This is a genomic window from Mangrovibrevibacter kandeliae, assembly GCF_024519155.1.
Lineage (GTDB): Bacteria > Pseudomonadota > Alphaproteobacteria > Rhizobiales > Rhizobiaceae > Mangrovibrevibacter > Mangrovibrevibacter kandeliae.
The window spans coordinates 1,151,846-1,167,779 of record NZ_JANIFJ010000001.1 but is presented as its reverse complement, the minus strand read 5'-3'; the positions used below and the strand labels follow the sequence as shown (position 1 = coordinate 1,167,779).

13 protein-coding genes and 1 tRNA gene are annotated in these 15,934 nt (G+C 68.5%); 8 read left to right on the top strand and 6 right to left on the bottom strand.

Annotated elements, in window-relative coordinates:
- The first annotated feature begins 11 nt into the window (after positions 1-11).
- From sseA to NPA30_RS05525, 3 genes are all read left to right on the top strand, one after another.
- Entirely contained in the window at positions 12-860 is an 849-nt protein-coding gene (gene sseA, locus NPA30_RS05535) for a 3-mercaptopyruvate sulfurtransferase (RefSeq protein WP_256801357.1), read from the top strand.
- The gene (locus NPA30_RS05530) at positions 853-1,392 is read left to right on the top strand and encodes a GNAT family N-acetyltransferase (RefSeq protein ID WP_256801356.1); all 540 of its coding nucleotides are present in this window, start codon (positions 853-855) and stop codon (positions 1,390-1,392) included. The genes sseA and NPA30_RS05530 overlap by 8 nt, the downstream gene beginning before the upstream one ends.
- Positions 1,393-1,528: 136 nt before the next feature.
- On the top strand, positions 1,529-2,527 hold the full coding sequence (locus tag NPA30_RS05525; RefSeq protein WP_256801355.1) for an alpha/beta hydrolase: 999 nt from the start codon (positions 1,529-1,531) through the stop codon (positions 2,525-2,527).
- A 43-nt stretch (positions 2,528-2,570) separates the two neighbouring features.
- Here NPA30_RS05525 and ilvA read toward each other — a convergent pair whose 3' ends face one another.
- The 3 genes from ilvA to NPA30_RS05510 all read right to left on the bottom strand — a co-directional run bounded on the left by ilvA (position 2,571) and on the right by NPA30_RS05510 (position 6,136).
- Entirely contained in the window at positions 2,571-3,821 is a 1,251-nt protein-coding gene (ilvA, locus tag NPA30_RS05520) for a threonine ammonia-lyase IlvA (RefSeq protein ID WP_256801354.1), read from the bottom strand.
- 322 nt (positions 3,822-4,143) lie between these two features.
- Positions 4,144-5,946: an adenine deaminase gene (locus NPA30_RS05515; RefSeq protein ID WP_256801353.1), complete on the bottom strand. Its 1,803-nt coding sequence runs from the start codon at positions 5,944-5,946 to the stop codon at positions 4,144-4,146.
- A 104-nt stretch (positions 5,947-6,050) separates the two neighbouring features.
- Positions 6,051-6,136 (bottom strand) — tRNA-Leu (locus NPA30_RS05510).
- A gap of 444 nt (positions 6,137-6,580) precedes the next feature.
- Here NPA30_RS05510 and NPA30_RS05505 point away from each other — a divergent pair.
- Positions 6,581-6,964, top strand: coding sequence for a helix-turn-helix domain-containing protein (locus tag NPA30_RS05505; RefSeq protein ID WP_256801352.1), 384 nt, complete (start codon positions 6,581-6,583; stop codon positions 6,962-6,964).
- 219 nt (positions 6,965-7,183) lie between these two features.
- Positions 7,184-7,354, top strand: a complete 171-nt coding sequence (locus tag NPA30_RS05500; protein ID WP_256801351.1) for a hypothetical protein — start codon at positions 7,184-7,186, stop codon at positions 7,352-7,354.
- Between the two features lie 164 nt (positions 7,355-7,518).
- Here the strand turns inward: NPA30_RS05500 and wrbA are convergent, their stop codons facing one another.
- A complete protein-coding gene (gene wrbA / locus NPA30_RS05495; RefSeq protein WP_256801350.1) occupies positions 7,519-8,118 on the bottom strand; it encodes an NAD(P)H:quinone oxidoreductase in 600 nt (199 codons plus the stop codon).
- A gap of 152 nt (positions 8,119-8,270) precedes the next feature.
- On the opposite strand from wrbA, the gene NPA30_RS05490 reads away from it, so the two are divergent.
- Complete coding sequence (locus tag NPA30_RS05490) at positions 8,271-9,005, top strand: competence/damage-inducible protein A (RefSeq protein ID WP_256801349.1); 735 nt, start codon at positions 8,271-8,273, stop codon at positions 9,003-9,005.
- Positions 9,006-9,013: 8 nt separating this feature from the next.
- On the opposite strand, the gene NPA30_RS05485 is transcribed toward NPA30_RS05490, so the two are convergent.
- A complete protein-coding gene (locus tag NPA30_RS05485; RefSeq protein ID WP_256801348.1) occupies positions 9,014-9,406 on the bottom strand; it encodes a DoxX family protein in 393 nt (130 codons plus the stop codon).
- Positions 9,407-9,598: 192 nt separating this feature from the next.
- Here NPA30_RS05485 and gpt point away from each other — a divergent pair, with 192 nt between their 5' ends.
- Positions 9,599-10,096, top strand: a complete 498-nt coding sequence (gpt, locus tag NPA30_RS05480) for a xanthine phosphoribosyltransferase (RefSeq protein ID WP_256801347.1) — start codon at positions 9,599-9,601, stop codon at positions 10,094-10,096.
- Positions 10,097-10,117: 21 nt separating this feature from the next.
- Here gpt and NPA30_RS05475 read toward each other — a convergent pair whose 3' ends face one another.
- Entirely contained in the window at positions 10,118-11,251 is a 1,134-nt protein-coding gene (locus NPA30_RS05475; protein WP_256801346.1) for a sensor histidine kinase, read from the bottom strand.
- A gap of 387 nt (positions 11,252-11,638) precedes the next feature.
- On the opposite strand from NPA30_RS05475, the gene NPA30_RS05470 reads away from it, so the two are divergent.
- Positions 11,639-15,514: a vitamin B12-dependent ribonucleotide reductase gene (locus NPA30_RS05470; RefSeq protein ID WP_256801345.1), complete on the top strand. Its 3,876-nt coding sequence runs from the start codon at positions 11,639-11,641 to the stop codon at positions 15,512-15,514.
- The last annotated feature ends 420 nt before the right edge of the window (positions 15,515-15,934 follow it).

Genomic DNA, 15,934 nt, shown 5'->3' with positions numbered 1-15,934 from the left:
GAGTTCTACCCTTGAGCTGGACACCCTTGCTGATCACGCCGCAGGAGCTTGCGGCTGACTTCGGTGGCGACCGCCTGTCGATCGTCGACGCCTCCTGGTACCTGCCGGCGCAAGGCCGCGACGCCAGAGCCGAGTTCGCCGCCGCGCACCTGCCGGGCGCCGTGTTCTTCGATCAGGACGCGGTGGTGATGCCGGACGCCGGCCTGCCGCACACCCTGCCCTCGCCCGAGATCTTCGCCGCGGCCGCCGGCGCGCTCGGCATCCGCGCGGGCGACACGATCGTCGTCTATGACGGCATGGGCCTGTTCAGCGCGCCGCGCGTCTGGTGGATGTTCCGGACCTTCGGCGCATCGGACGTGCGCATCCTCGACGGCGGCTTTCCCGCTTGGCAGGCGGCCGGCCTGCCGGTCGAAAGCGGCGGCGCCTTGCCGGAGCCAGCAACCTTCGACGTCCGGTTCGACCCGGACGCCGTGGTCGGCCTCGCGGAGATGCGCCGCATCGTGGAGGCGCGCGCCGTGCAGATCGCCGACGCCCGCCCCGCCGAGCGTTTCAAGGGCAGCCAGCCGGAGCCGCGGCCGGGCGTGCGCGCCGGCCACATGCCCGGCGCGCGCAGCCTTCCCGCCGCGGCGCTTGCGGCGGACGGCAGGCTGAAATCCGAAGCCGATCTGCGGACGCTCTTTGCCGATGCCGGCCTCGATCCGGCGCAGCCGGTGGTCACCTCCTGCGGCTCGGGCGTCACCGCCGCAGCGATCAACTTCGCGCTCGCCGCGCTCGGCGAGCATCCGGCCCGCCTCTATGACGGCTCCTGGACGGAGTGGGGCTCGCGCGGCGATACGCCGGTGGTAACCGGCGATGCTTGACCGGCCGGAGCCGCAGCTGGTCAAGGCGCGCGTCACCTATCTGGAGCTGCGCCGGCCGCCGGCGCGCGCGCTGTCCCTCACGCTGCCAGGACATACGCTGGCGCTGTTCCGCGTGCCCGAAATCCCGCTCGCCTACTACCGATTTCTCTACGACAGCGTCGGCCGGCCGCACCACTGGACCTCGCGCCGGCTGCCCGACCAGCAGCTCAGCGCCATCATCCACGCCGATCCGGTCCGCGTTTACGTGCTCTACTGCGACGGCGCACCCGCCGGTTGGTTCGAGCTCGACACGGCGCGCAGCGAGGGCGAGACACGGCTCGTCCACTTCGCGGTGATGCCGGAGTTCCGCGGCTTCCACCTCGCCCCACTGATGCTGTCGCACGCGATCGCCGCCGGCCTCGCCGCACGGCCGCAGGTCTTCTCGCTCGAGACCAACTCGCTCGACCACAAGGCGGCATTGCCGCTCTACCAGCGCTTCGGCTTCGAGCCCGTGTCGACGCGCGATGTCTGGGTGCCGGCCCTGACCGGCTGAGACCTGCGGCGGGCGAATCTACGGGTCAGCGCGCGCAAGGGCGGTCGGCCCGGCGACCGATCGCCTCGGCCGGATCGCTTGATCTCGTGGTCGAAACGGCTAAGGCTCGCCGCATCCTCAGCGCCCAGGGCTCCGCGTGACCATTCGCATCCTTCTCGCCGTCGTCGTCCTCCTCGTCCTCGCCGGCATCGGCCTCTGGGTCTTCGGCCCGCGCGAGCCGGTCGATACCACGGTCAGCTTTGATCGTTCGGCGATCGGCAGCGACCCGGACGCCTATCTCGCGCGCACCGAGGCCGACGTGCCGAACCTGCGGCCCGACGCGCAGAAGGCGATCGTCTGGGCCTACCCCGCCTCGCGCGCCAAGACCCCGCTCGCCATCGTCTACGTCCACGGCTTCTCCGCCTCCAAGGAAGAGGTGCGCCCCCTCCCCGACGAGGTCGCGAAGGCGCTCGGCGCCAACATCTACTTCACACGCCTGACCGGCCACGGGCGCAACGGTCCTGCGATGGCCGAAGCGCGCGTCAACGACTGGATCAACGACTTCGCCGAAGCCCTTGCAATTGCAGATAGGATCGGAGAACGCGTGGTCGTGGTCTCGACCTCGACGGGCGGATCGATCGCCACGCTCTTCGCGGCGACGCACCCGGAGCTGATGGGCAAGGTCGCGGGGCTGGTGGAGATCTCGCCGAACTTCGCGCTGCGCGACCCGAAGGCGTGGATGCTGAACCTGCCCTTCGCCCGCCGGCTGATGCCATGGGTGCTCGATGCGGACTATGGCTTCGAGCCGGTCAATGCCGGGCAGGCCGATCACTGGACGACGCGCTATCCGAGCAGCGCGCTCCTCACCCTCGGCGCCGTCACCAAGGCGGCACGCGAGGCCGATGTCGGCGTGATCCGCACGCCGGCGTTCTTCATCACCTCGCCGGCCGACGCGGTGGTCGATCCGGACGTCGCCGAGGCGGTGCTGGCGCGTTGGGGCGGCCCGCACCAGGCGCTGCAGATCCCGGTCAGCGGCGATCCGGCGAACCACGTGCTGGCCGGTCAGTACCTCTCGCCGCAGACCACCGACGAGTTGGCGCAGCGGATCACCGACTGGATCAAGCAGCTGCCGGCGCCCGTCGCGCTCGCGCGCTGATCGACGCGGAGGGCGGCGCGGCCGCCCTCGTGTCGCCGGGGAGTCAGATCAGGAGATCCGCCATGATGCGGTTCTCGGTGATGTCCTGATAGACGAACCCCTGCGCGTCGAGGCGCTCGAACAGCGAAGCGAAATTCGCGGCATCCGTCGTCTCCAGGCCGAGCAGGATCGAGCCGAAGTCGCGCGCCGACTTCTTCAGATATTCGAAGCGGGCGACGTCGTCGTTCGGCCCGAGGAGATGCAGGAAGTCGCGCAGCGCGCCCGGGCGCTGCGGCAGGCGCAGGATGAAGTACTTCTTCAGCCCCTCGTAGCGCAGGGCCCGCTCCTTGACGTCGGGCAGGCGCTCGAAGTCGAAGTTGCCGCCGGAGACGACGAGGACGACGCTCTTGCCGCGCACCGCCTCGCCGAGGCTGCGCAACGCGTCGATCGCGAGCGCGCCCGCCGGCTCGAGCACGATGCCTTCGAGGTTGAGCATTTCCAGCATCGTCTGGCAGAGCCGCCCCTCCGGCGCCAACAGCACGTCCTCGGGCCGGAAGCGGCTGAGCGTCTCCAGCGGCAGCGCGCCGATCTCCGCGACGGCCGCGCCGTCGACGAAGCCGTCGATCTGCTTCAGCTTCACCCGCTCGCCGCGCTCGAGGCTGGTGCGCAGGCTCGGCGCGCCCTCCGGCTCGACGAACAGGAGCTGCGGCGCAGAGCCGGTGCCCTCCGACACGTAGCGCGTGACGCCCGAAGACAGGCCGCCGCCGCCGACCGGCAGGACCATCAGGTCGGGCATTGCGCCGAGCTGCCGCTCGACCTCGAGCGCCACCGACGCCTGCCCCTCCACGATGTCCTCGTGGTCGAACGGCGGCACCATCGCCGCGCCGCTGTCGGCCGCATAAGCCTTGGCCGCGGCGTAGCAGTCGTCGAAGAAGTCCCCGGTCAGCTCGATCTCGACCGCGGAGCCGCCGAACACGCGGGTCTTGTCGATCTTCTGCTGCGGCGTCGTCACCGGCATGAACACCCGGCCCTTCAGGCCGAAGTGCCGGCAGGCGAAGGCGAAGCCCTGCGCGTGGTTGCCGGCCGAAGCGCAGCAGAAGCGGGAGGTGGTGTCGCCGCCGGCCAGCCGCTTGCGCATGAAGTTGAAGGCGCCGCGGATCTTGTAGGAGCGGACCGGCGTCAGGTCCTCGCGCTTCAGCCAGATCTGCGCGTCCCAGCGCTTGGACAAATGCTCGTTCAGCTGCAGCGGCGTCTCCGGAAAGAGCTCGCGCAGCGCGGCTTCCGCGTCGGCGACGCGGGTGCGGAAATCGGTCATGGTCGGTGGATCTTCATCTCGGACGGTCCGCCGCATCTGGGGGCCGGATCGCATCATGTCGGGTGGCCGGTGAGCACAGGCCGGTCGTTCGAGGCATGGCGTCTCCGGCTACGGGACGCGGCATGCGCCGGTCGCGACCCGGGGTCAGCGCCTTCGAGCGCTGCGCCGGGCGGCGCCGGCGCTTGTAATCAGGGACGCCGCTCCGCCGATCGTCAGCAAAACCCGCATCGCACGCCCCCTTCCCGATCCCGATCGTTCCCAATGCCATCCGCATCGGCCATCGCGGCGGCTTTGTAAAGAGACGAGGCGCCGGCCGCTCGATTCAGACGAAGAGATCGACCACCTCGAAGCGATCGCTGTCGACGATGCCGCGGTCGGAGATGCGCAGCGCCGGGATCACGACGAGCGCCAGCAGCGAGTGCTGCATGTACGCGTTGTTCAGCTCGCAGCCCGCCTCGCGCATGGCAGCGATCAGGCGGTCGGCCTTTTCTGCGACGACCTCAGCCCGCTCCTCCGACATCAGGCCGGCGATCGGCATCTCGATCAGCGCCCGCTCCTCGCCGTCCTGCATGAAGACGACGCCGCCGCCCACCGCGCCGAGGCGGTTCGCGGCGCGCGCCATCTCCTCCCGGTCCGTGCCGACGACGAGCATGTGGTGCGAGTCGTGCGCGACCGTCGAGGCCATGGCACAGCTGGCGCGATAGCCGAAGCCGGAGACGAAGCCGTTGACGACGGCACCGCTCGCCCGGTGCCGCTCCACCAGCGCGATGTGGCAGACGTCCTGCTCGCGGTCCGGCTGGACCAGCCCGTCACTCACCCGCAGCGTGCGCACCAACGCCCGCGTCGGCGCCTGGTTCTCGACGACCCCGATCACCCGCGCGGTGACGCCCTCGCCGGCCCCGGCCGGCGCATCGACGGCGAAGTCGGCGGCCTCGAGCCGGCGCCCGAGCCTCACGGTCGCCTTGGCTTCGGACGGATAGGCGTGAGCCGGCATGTCGATGACCAGCCGGCCGTCCTCGGCCAGCCTCTCGCCGCGGGCGAAGACGGCATCGATCGACAGGTCGGAAAGGTTCGATGCGAGCAGGAAGTCGGCGCGCCGGCCCGGGGTGATCGATCCGACCTCGCGCTGCAGGCCGAAATGCTCGGCGGTGTTCAGCGTCGCCATCTGGATCGCCGTCACCGGCGGCAGCCCCTGCGCGATCGCGTGGCGAACGACCCGGTTCATGTGCCCGTCGCGCACCAGCGTGCCGGAGTGGCAGTCGTCGGTGCACAGGATGAAGTGGCGGGGATCGAGCCGCATCTCGGTGACCGCCCGGATCTGCTCGGCGACGTCGTACCAGGCCGAGCCGAGGCGCAGCATCGCCTTCATCCCCTGGCGCACGCGGGCGGCCGCATCCTCCATGCGGGTGCCCTCGTGGTCGTCCTCCGGGCCGCCGGCGACATAGGCATGGAAGGCTCGGCCGAGATCAGGCGAGGCGTAGTGACCGCCGACCGTCTTGCCGGAACGGCGCGTTGCGGCGATTGCCCCGGCCATCACGGGATCGTTGGCGGCGACTCCCGGAAAGTTCATCACCTCGCCGAGCCCGATAATGCCGGGCCAGGTCATCGCCTCGGCGACGTCCGCCGGTCCGAGGGTCGCACCGGCCTCCTCGAGGCCCGGCGCCGACGGCACGCAGGACGGCATCTGCACCCAGACGTTCACGGGCTGCGCCAGCGCCTCGTCGTGCATCAGCCGCACGCCGGCAAGGCCGAGCACGTTCGCGATCTCGTGCGGATCGACGAACATCGAGGTGGTCCCGTGCGGGATCACCGCGCGGCAGAATTCGGTGACCGTCACCATGCCGCTCTCGACGTGCATGTGGGCGTCGCAGAGACCGGGCACGAGGTAGCGCCCGTCGGCCTCGACGACGACCGTCTTCGGTCCGACGGTGTAGCCGGCGTCCGGCCCGCAATAGGCAAAGCGTCCCGCAGCGACCGCGACATCGATGTTCGCGAGGATCTCGCCGGAATGGACATTCACCCAGCGCCCGTTGCGCACGACGAGGTCGGCGGGCGCGCGACCGGCCGCGACATCGACGAGGCGCGGTGCGACGGCTTCGAAGGGTTGGACGGGATGCTGGCTCATCGATTCTCCGGCTGCAGCGTGGTACGCGCTATCGCAGCCCGGGAGTATGAAGTGGAATCGACCGCCGTCCAACCGAACGCCGCACTTCGGCGGTCTCGGGAGGATGGTGCGGACGGCGGGACTTGAACCCGCAAGCCCAGTGGGCGAGGCATTTTAAGTGCCTTGCGTATACCGATTTCGCCACGTCCGCAGCCGCCCCCAGGCTCTGGCAGGCAGGTGCCTCCGCGCGTCGGTTCAGCAGGCCATCCCGGCCCGGATGCACGTCTGGCTCGATAGCTGATTTCCGTGGTTGCGCCAATCATCGCGGCCTGCGATCGTGCGCGGAAGCGGGAGGGCCGGGCCGCCACGTCCGTGACACGGGGCCCGCGCGTCGGCGGACCATCCGCACCACCGCGCAAGTTGCACGCCGGACGCGAAGCATGCGTTCACCACGACCACGATGTCGCACCCCGGACGTGCGTCAGGGCTTTTCCTCGCGCCGATCCTCTTCTATGGAGTGCTGCAGCTGCAGCTGCCGACAGCAATGATCAGAGACGCTACGCTAATTCGATATTATCGTATTGCGTCAATGTCCTACCCGGAAAATTGACACACGCGCTGCTATAGAGTCGTCCACTCAACAGAAGTAGGACCAATGGCCGAAGTTCATCCCGTCGATTTTCACTGCGGCGCGCGCCTGCGACAGCTTCGCATCTCGGCTGGTGTCTCTCAGGAGGCACTGGGCAATGCCCTGGGCGTCACCTTCCAGCAAATCCAGAAGTACGAGAAGGGCACGAACCGGATCAGCGCCAGCAGGCTCTACGAGATCTGCTGCTTCTTCGAAGTGTCGTCGACCTACTTCTTCGAGGGGTTGGCGCGGGAAGCTTCCGAAGACAATCCACAGCCGCGGATCCAGGCGAATGCCGCCTATCTGCGTGACCAGCTCACCGCCTCGATCCCGGACAAGAACGTGCGCCGCGCGGTCACCGGCCTCATCGCCGCGCTGGCCCGCTCGGAAGACGCGAGCGACGCGGCCTGATCTTCAAACGGCGGGACCGCGCCTCGCGCGCCGGACCGCGATCGTGAAGCTTAATAGCTCCTCGAACCGGGCGGCCGCGCCGCCCGCAGCGGATCGATGACGACGACGTGCTTTGCGTGAGCATGGCGCGGCGTTGCGATCCGTGCTTGAGTGTGTCCGGAAGTATCGTGTGCCCCGGCTCTCAAGCAGCGAGGTCCTCCGATGCCCTTCGACAGGCGCATGACACCTGTCCCGGCAGGTGATCCGGAAACATCCGAGCCGCAGGCCCGGCTGCTCGCGCATCTGCGCGGACAGAACCGGGCGATGGAAAACCTCCTCAAGGCCCTCGTCGAAGAGGCGCCCGAAGGCGCCGTCGGCCCTGATTCGCGCCGGCTGGAGAGCCGGAACTAGAGCGATCGGGTCGACCCGAGGCGGCGTATGCCGATCGTAGCCCGTCGTGTGAACGCGCCGGCGACGCTTCCAAGGCGCACGACGCAGGACGCGTCGTGCAGGTGCTTCTCGCGGAAGGGCGGCCCGGTGGCGGCCGTCAAGGCCGCCGCTGATGCCGTCGCCGGTCAGCCGACAAGCTTGGCGGCGACGCGTGCCGCGTGCTCTCCCTGGAAGCGGGCGCCCGCCAGCTCGGCCGGGGCCGGCTGACGCGACCCGTCGGCTCCCGCGATGGTGCTCGCGCCGTAGGGCGAACCACCACGGATCTCGTCGACCCCCATCTGGCCGCCATAGGCGTAGGGAAGCCCGACGATGACCAGGCCGTGGTGCAAAAGCACCTTGATCGCCGAAATCAGCGTCGTCTCGTTGCCGCCATGCTGGGTGGCCGTCGAGGTGAAGGCACCGCCGACCTTGCCGACCAGAGCGCCCTTCGCCCAGAGCGGCCCCGTACGGTCCCAGAACGACTGCATCTGCGACGACATGTTGCCGTAGCGGGTCGGGACGCCGACGAGGATCGCGTCGTAGTCGGCGAGCTCCATCGGGTCGGCTTCGGGATGGGAGGTGTCGGCGACGAAGCCCGCGGCCGCGACGACTTCCGGCGGCGCCGTCTCGGGCACCCGCTTCACCGTCACCTCGGCGCCCCCGGCCCGCGCGCCTTCCGCGGCCGCCTCCGCCATCTTGGCGATGTGCCCGTAGCTCGAATAATAGAGAACCAGAACCTTCGTCATGTCTCACCCGCCATTTCTTGAGTCACTCGAGCGCGACATTCGACGCGCCGATAAGGACGTAGAGCAAGACCGAGGCAGATGCAGGACGGCAGACCGGTGACGCAGCGTCTCCGTTGGGCAGACGACGACCGGCATGGAAGCGAGGACAGATCATGACGAGCACCGCGGCGATGCTGGCAATCGGCGACGAGCTTCTTTCGGGCCGCACCAAGGACCGCAACATCGCCCACCTCGCGGAGGTGCTGACGATGGCCGGCATCGATCTGAAAGAAGTGCGGATCGTCGGCGACGAGGAGCCGCCGATCGTCGAGGCGCTGAATGCGCTGCGCCAGCGCTGGGACTTCGTCTTCACCTCGGGCGGCATCGGCCCGACCCATGACGACATCACCGCAGACGCAGTGGGCTCGGCCTTCGGCCTGCCGGTCGGACCGCACGAGGCGGCCATGCGGCTGATGGGCGACCATTACGCGGCGCGCAATCTGGAGTTCACCGAGGCGCGCCGGCGCATGGCCCGCACGCCGCAGGGGGCGAGCCTGATCGACAATCCGGTCAGCGTCGCCCCGGGCTTCCGGATCGGCAACGTCTTCGTGATGGCAGGCGTGCCGTCGGTGTTCCAGGCGATGCTCGACGGCGTGCTGCCCCAGTTGCCGACCGGCGTTCCGGTGCAGAGCACCGCGATCCCCTGCGCCTTTGCCGAGGGCGTCATTGGCGGGCCACTCGGCGAGATTGCCAAACGTCATCCCGCCGTCTCCATCGGATCCTACCCACGCTCGGGCGGCGGCGGCCCTTATACCGAGCTGGTGGTGCGATCGCGCGACGCCGCGGCGCTCGAGGCCGCGGCGGCAGAGGTTCGCGCGATGCTCGAGGCGCTGGAGGCAGGCGCCTGATCGCTCGCTCAGACCGCAATCGCTGACTTGCGGCTGGAATCGAGGCTGAGCGCACCCGGGCCGGTACAGGCGATGAGCAGGAAAGCAAAGCAGAACAGGATCGCCGCGTCGCCACCGTTGCCGGCCGGGAAGACGCCGCCCGGCGCGTGGAACAGCCAGTAGGCGACCGCCATCTCGCCCGAGCAGACGAAGGCCGCGATGCGCGTGAACAGGCCGAGCGCGATGAGCACGCCACCGACGATCTCGATCAGTCCGCCGACGCCGAGCAGCGAGAACAGCTCGACGCCCGGACCGGGGATCGGGAAATTGAGTAGCTTCTGGGTGCCGTGCTCCAGGAAGAGCAGGCCCGACACGATGCGGAGAGCCGCAAGAGCATAGGGCGTGTAACGAGAGGGGATCATAGGCTCCGGGTCCTTCAAGGTTCGTCCCGCGCCTTGTGAAGCATCGATGCCGCGTGCGGGGAAAGCGCGGGCGCAGCGAACGGATCGTCAATGCCGCGCCTCTTGCGGAAGACGGGCGTGCCGACAGCCGGCTTGCACGACTGAGCGCTTTCGATCTATCGCAGCCCTTCAGCTGACAGAGGATGCGCTGCGATGTCGACGGCCGAGAAGTCCTTCCCCGTTTCCTGGGACCAGTTCCACCGCGACGCACGGGCTCTCGCATGGCGTCTCGCAGACCAGGGCACCCAATGGCGCGCCATCGTCTGCATCACCCGCGGCGGTCTCGTGCCGGCGGCGATCATCGCGCGCGAGCTCGGCACCCGGCTGATCGAGACCGTCTGCGTGGCGTCCTATCACGACTACGAGAATCAGGGCGAGCTGAAGGTCATCAAGGAGGTTTCGCCGACGCTGACAGAGGGCGGCGGCGAAGGCGTTCTCATCGTCGACGACCTGACCGACACCGGCAAGACGGCCGCGGTGGTCCGCGCGATGCTGCCGAAGGCGCACTTTGCGGCGGTCTACGCCAAGCCGAAGGGCCGGCCGATGGTCGACACCTTCGTCACCGAGGTGTCGCAGGACACCTGGATCTATTTTCCCTGGGACCTCGGGCTGTCGTTCCAGGCGCCGATCGGCAAGGGGTCGGCCGGCTGACTCCGCGGCCTTCAGAGCGGCCTATCCCGGTCGCCGCCGGGCTGCGTCACGCAGCGGCATGTCGGCGGAGAACACGAGGCCTCGAGGTGTCCAGTCGCGCTCCAGCCGGCCGCCCATCTGCTTGGCGATGAGAAGGTCGAGCAGCTGTGTTCCGAAGCCGCCGCCTGCCGGTTCGCGCTCCGGCGCGCTCGCGCCGCCGGCGCTGGCCACCTCGCGCCAGGTGAACTGCAGACGCCGGGCCGGCGCATCCTGCGCCTGCCACTCGACCCGCAGCGTCCCCTCCGCCCCCGGCCGCAGCGCCCCGTGCTTCACCGCGTTGGTGGCGAGCTCGTGCACGATCATGCCGACCGCCAGCCCGTCCTCGGCCGACAGTGCCAGCTCCCCTCCGACGAGGCTCGCCTGGCCAGCCTCGACGAAGGGGCCGAGTTCGCGGCCGAACAGCTCGCGCAGCATCGCGCCGCCGCTGCGTTGCAGAAGGCTCTGCGCATTGCCGAGGGCAGCGAGCCGGTCGAGGATCGCGCGGCGCGCCTCGGCCTGCGGCAGCGACGTGTCGCGCAGCACCATCCAGACGATGCCCTGTGCCGTCGCCAGGAGATTCTTGACCCGGTGCTCCATCTCGCGCGCAACGAGACGCGCCGTCTCCTCGGCAGCCGTGCGGCGGCGCACCTCCTCGCGCAGCACGAGTTCGGTCTCAAGACCGGCGACGAGATCCTCCATCGCTGCCCGATCCGCCGGGGTCCAGGCGCGGGGCGTGCCATCGATCGCGCAGAGCGAGCCGATCAGGGTGCCGTCCGGCGCAGCGATCGGCACACCGAGATAGGCGACGACGCCGATGTCGTCGATCGCCGGGTTGTCGCGAACCAACGCGTGACGGCGGGCGTCCTCGACCACCAGCGCCTCGCCGCTCGCCACCACGTGACGGCAGAAGGAATGCGAGAGCGGCGTCTCGCGGCGCGCTGACCAGGGCTCCGGCAACCCGAGCTGGCTCTTGAAGAACTGCCGGTCGCTGTCGAGGATCGAGACGAGCGCCACCGGCACGCCGACGAGTCGCGCCACCAGCCGGGTGATGCGGTCGAAGGCGGCCTCCGGGCCGGTGTCGAGGAGGTCGCTCGCGCCGAAGTGCAGCTGGCCATCCCGCTCTGACGATTCGCTCACCCGCCTGCCTTTCCTGCGATACCGGTGCACGTTGTGTGCGAGCCGGACCTGCTGCGCAAGCGCTCTGTGCGCTTGCGTGGCGCCGCCGGCCCATCGCGTGCACCGCAAGAGCCCCCGCGTTGACCCTTCCCGCCGACTCGCCCTAGCGTCCTCTCAACCGCTCGCAGGCGCTCGCGTGCTTATCCACAGCACCCCTGCCGCCGCCGGGGAAAACCGTGATCCGGCTGGGGACGAGCGCGCGTTAAGGCTCGATTAAGCCTGGCAACTGCACTATATCTAGCGTCGCAGGAGCCACACACCACAAGATGAGCTGGTGTCGCGGCGTCTTACGGCGGACGTCCAAGGCTCTCGCCGACAAATCAGAGACATACGAGGGATGTGACCGGCATGGGTATCAAGATCGAACGTCGCTACACGACGGCAGGCGCCGGAGCCTATGCCGGGGTCGAGTTCCGCAAGGCGACCAGCGAAATCAAGAATCCCGACGGCTCGGTCGTCTTCCGACTCGCCGACATCGACGTGCCGGCCCAGTTCAGCCAAGTCGCGTCCGACATCCTGGCGCAGAAGTACTTCCGCAAGGCCGGCGTGCCGGCGCGCCTGAGGAAGGTCGAGGAGAACGACGTTCCCGCCTTCCTGTGGCGCTCGGTCGCCGACGAGAAGGCGCTCGCCAAGCTGCCCGAGAACCAGCGCACCGGTTCGGAGATGGACGCCCGCCAGGTCTTCGACCGACTCGCCGGCACCTGGACCTATTGGGGCTGGAAGGGCGGCTATTTCGACAGCGAGGAGGACGCGGCTGCGTTTCGTGACGAGCTCGCCTTCATGCTGGCGACCCAGAAGGTCGCGCCGAACTCGCCGCAGTGGTTCAACACCGGCCTCTTCTGGGCCTATGGCATCGACGGTCCGAGCCAGGGCCACTACTATGTCGACTACCGCACCGGGCAGCTGACCCGATCGAGCTCGTCCTACGAGCATCCGCAGCCGCATGCCTGCTTCATCCAGTCGGTTGCCGACGACCTCGTCAACGAGGGCGGCATCATGGACCTGTGGGTGCGCGAGGCGCGCCTGTTCAAATACGGCTCGGGCACCGGCTCGAACTTCTCCCACCTGCGCGGCGAAGGCGAGAAGCTCGCCGGCGGCGGCAAGTCGTCGGGCCTGATGAGCTTCCTGAAGATCGGCGACCGCGCGGCGGGCGCGATCAAGTCGGGCGGCACCACGCGCCGCGCCGCCAAGATGGTGGTCGTCGACATCGACCACCCGGACATCGAGGCCTACATCAACTGGAAGGTGCGCGAGGAGGAGAAGGTCGCCGCCCTCGTCACCGGCTCCAAGATCGTCTCCAAGCACCTGAAGGCGATCCTGTCGGCCTGCGTGAACTGCGAGGGTCCGGACGGCGACTGCTTCGAGCCGATGAAGAACCCGGCGCTGAAGCGCGCCGTGAAGGACGCCAAGTCCGCGCAGGTCCCCGAGAACTACGTCAAGCGCGTCATCCAGTTCGCCCGCCAGGGCTACACCGACATCGAGTTCCCGGTGTTCGATACCGACTGGGATTCGGAGGCCTACCTCACGGTCGCCGGCCAGAACTCGAACAACTCGGTCTCGCTGAAGGATGACTTCCTGCGCGCTGTCGAGAGCGACGGCGACTGGAACCTGATCCGCCGCACCGACGGCAAGGTCGCCAAGACGCTCAAGGCCCGCCAGCTCTGGGACCAGATCGGCTATGCCGCGTGGGCCTCGGCCGATCCGGGCCTGCACTTCAACACGACGATGAACGACTGGCACACCTGCCCGGCGGCCGGCCCGATCCGCGCGTCGAACCCGTGCTCGGAGTACATGTTCCTCGACGACACGGCCTGCAATCTCGCCTCCCTGAACCTCATCCAGTTCCAGGAGACGGTGGCGGACGCGCAGGGCAAGGAGGTGAAGCGCTTCGACACGGCCGCCTTCGAGCATGCCGTTCGCCTGTGGACGGTGGTCCTCGAGATCTCCGTCCTGATGGCGCAGTTCCCCTCGAAGGAGATCGCCCAGCTCTCCTACGACTACCGCACGCTCGGCCTCGGCTTCGCCAATATCGGCGGCCTGCTGATGACCGGCGGCATCCCCTACGATTCGGCCGAGGGCCGCGCGATCTGCGGTGCCATCTCGGCGCTGATGACCGGCATCGCCTACAAGACCTCGGCCGAGATGGCGCGCGAGCTCGGCGCCTTCCCGGACTACGAGCGCAACGCCGAGTCGATGCTGCGGGTGATGCGCAATCATTCGCGCGCCGCCCATGGCATCGCCAACGGCTACGAGGCGCTCTCGGTCGACCCGGTGCCGCTCGACCATGCGAGCCTGAAGGACAAGCGCCTGTCGGGCCGCGCCAAGGTCGCCTGGACCGAGGCGGTCGAGCTCGGCGCCGAGCACGGCTACCGCAACGCCCAGGTCTCGGTGATCGCGCCGACCGGCACCATCGGCCTCGTGATGGACTGCGACACCACCGGCATCGAGCCCGACTTCGCGCTGGTTAAGTTCAAGAAGCTCGCCGGCGGAGGCTACTTCAAGATCATCAACCGCGCGGTGCCGGACGCGCTGCGCACGCTCGGCTATTCGGAGAGCCAGATCGCCGAGGTCGAGGCTTATGCGGTCGGCCACGGCAACCTGAACCAGGCCCCCGCGATCAACCCGGGCTCGCTCCGGGCGAAGGGCTTCACCGACGACAAGATCGAGGCGCTGAACGCCGGGCTGAAGTCGGCCTTCGACATCAAGTTCGCCTTCAACAAGTGGACGCTCGGCGAGGACTTCTGCCGCGACGTGCTCGGCTTCACCGACGCGCAGCTGAACGACTTCTCCTTCGAGATGCTCCCGGCGCTCGGCTTCTCCCGCAAGGACATCGAAGCCGCCAACGTCCATGTCTGCGGCGCGATGACGCTGGAGGGCGCGCCCTTCCTGAAGACCGAGCACTACCCGGTCTTCGACTGCGCCAACCCGTGCGGACGGATCGGCAAGCGCTACCTCTCGGTCGAGAGCCACATCCGGATGATGGCGGCGGCCCAGCCCTTCATCTCCGGCGCGATCTCCAAGACCATCAATATGCCGAACGAGGCGACGGTCGAGGACTGCAACGCGGCCTACATGCTGTCCTGGAAGCTCGCGCTGAAGGCCAACGCCCTCTACCGCGATGGCTCAAAGCTCTCGCAGCCGCTGAACGCCTCGCTGATCTCCGACTCCGAGGAGGACGAGGACGAGGTGGTCGAGGCGATCGTTTCGGCCAACACCCCGGCGCGCGCCGCCGAGGTCGCCGAGCGCGTGGTCGAGCGGATCATCGAGCGCACCGTCGAGAAGGTGGTGCGCGACCGCGAGAAGCTGCCGAACCGGCGCAAGGGCTACACCCAGAAGGCCATCGTCGGCGGCCACAAGGTGTATCTGAGAACCGGCGAGTTCGACGACGGCCGTCTCGGCGAGATCTTCATCGACATGCACAAGGAGGGCGCCGCCTTCCGTGCGATGATGAACAACTTCGCCATCGCGATCTCGCTCGGCCTGCAGTTCGGCGTGCCGCTGGAGGAGTACGTGGAGGCCTTCACCTTCACCCGCTTCGAGCCGGCGGGCATGGTGCAGGGCAACGAGGCGATCAAGAACGCCACCTCGATCCTCGACTACGTGTTCCGCGAGCTCGCCGTCTCCTATCTCGGCCGCAGCGACCTTGCGCACGTCCAGCCGGAGGACATCACCGCCTCCACGGTCGGGCGGGGCGTCGAGGGCGACAAGCCGGCGCCGCTGCCGATCTCGTCGGGCATGGTGCGCGGCCAGACGGCGAAGTTCCGCCTCGTCTCCAGCGAGCCGGCTGGTTCCGCCGAGGCCGCTCCCCGCGGTGGACGTCCCGTGTCGGCCAACGCGCCGGGGATGAAGCCGATCGCGGCCGCTCCGGCCACCCGGCCGGTCGCCCAGCTCGCGACCGCCGCGCGTCCGGTGACGACGATGGGCAGTGCTGCTGCGGCCGCCACACCCCTCGCCTTCAAGCGCGAGGCGCCGCTCGCCGATCCAGCGCCGGTCGCCGACGTGTCGCCGGCGCAGGGGCTGTTCGACCAGCCGCTCGCCTACTCGGCCACCAGCCGCGACACAGCCAATGTCGAGGAGAAGTCGGTCAGCGCCGAGCGCCGCGCCGAGGCGCTGATGAAGGGCTACACCGGCGAGAGCTGCTCGGAGTGCGGCAACTTCACGATGGTGCGCAACGGCACCTGCCTGAAGTGCGACACCTGCGGCTCGACCAGCGGCTGCAGCTGAAAAGATCTAATTATTCGTAATGACGAAGTCCGCTTGTGAAGGCTGAACACCAGGAGCCGAACCAATGACATCTCCCAGTGAAAACAAACCCAAAGGTTGGCCTTAATCAAGCAAAGTCTGCCGCTATGACAACCTTAGTATCACGCGCCACAGCATCTAGGTGTGCCGACATACAAAGATCACTCGAACGACAATGAAAATTGACTCTGCCTCAGGGTCGTCCAAAGACGCCGTCGTGGCACGGTAGGTGTGCCGCAGTTTCAAAGAGGGGCTAAGGCCTCTCCAAGTGCTCAAGACCTGCGCGCCGTCTGGCGCGCAGGAACGCAATCAAGAACAAACGAGCAACTCGGTTCGTGCCTCGAGTGTCCGGCATGAACGATCCGCCTCGCACAGATGCCCAAGCGTGCGGATCCGAACGGC

Excerpts from the sequence above, each read along its gene's own strand:
- NPA30_RS05530 (WP_256801356.1), top strand. The coding sequence starts at position 853 with ATGCTTGACCGGCCGGAGCCGCAGCTGGTCAAGGCGCGCGTCACCTAT.
- ilvA (WP_256801354.1), bottom strand. The coding sequence starts at position 3,821 with ATGACCGATTTCCGCACCCGCGTCGCCGACGCGGAAGCCGCGCTGCGC.
- NPA30_RS05515 (WP_256801353.1), bottom strand. The coding sequence starts at position 5,946 with ATGAGCCAGCATCCCGTCCAACCCTTCGAAGCCGTCGCACCGCGCCTC.
- NPA30_RS05505 (WP_256801352.1), top strand. The coding sequence starts at position 6,581 with ATGGCCGAAGTTCATCCCGTCGATTTTCACTGCGGCGCGCGCCTGCGA.
- NPA30_RS05500 (WP_256801351.1), top strand. The coding sequence starts at position 7,184 with ATGACACCTGTCCCGGCAGGTGATCCGGAAACATCCGAGCCGCAGGCC.
- wrbA (WP_256801350.1), bottom strand. The coding sequence starts at position 8,118 with ATGACGAAGGTTCTGGTTCTCTATTATTCGAGCTACGGGCACATCGCC.
- NPA30_RS05490 (WP_256801349.1), top strand. The coding sequence starts at position 8,271 with ATGACGAGCACCGCGGCGATGCTGGCAATCGGCGACGAGCTTCTTTCG.
- NPA30_RS05485 (WP_256801348.1), bottom strand. The coding sequence starts at position 9,406 with ATGATCCCCTCTCGTTACACGCCCTATGCTCTTGCGGCTCTCCGCATC.
- gpt (WP_256801347.1), top strand. The coding sequence starts at position 9,599 with ATGTCGACGGCCGAGAAGTCCTTCCCCGTTTCCTGGGACCAGTTCCAC.
- NPA30_RS05470 (WP_256801345.1), top strand. The coding sequence starts at position 11,639 with ATGGGTATCAAGATCGAACGTCGCTACACGACGGCAGGCGCCGGAGCC.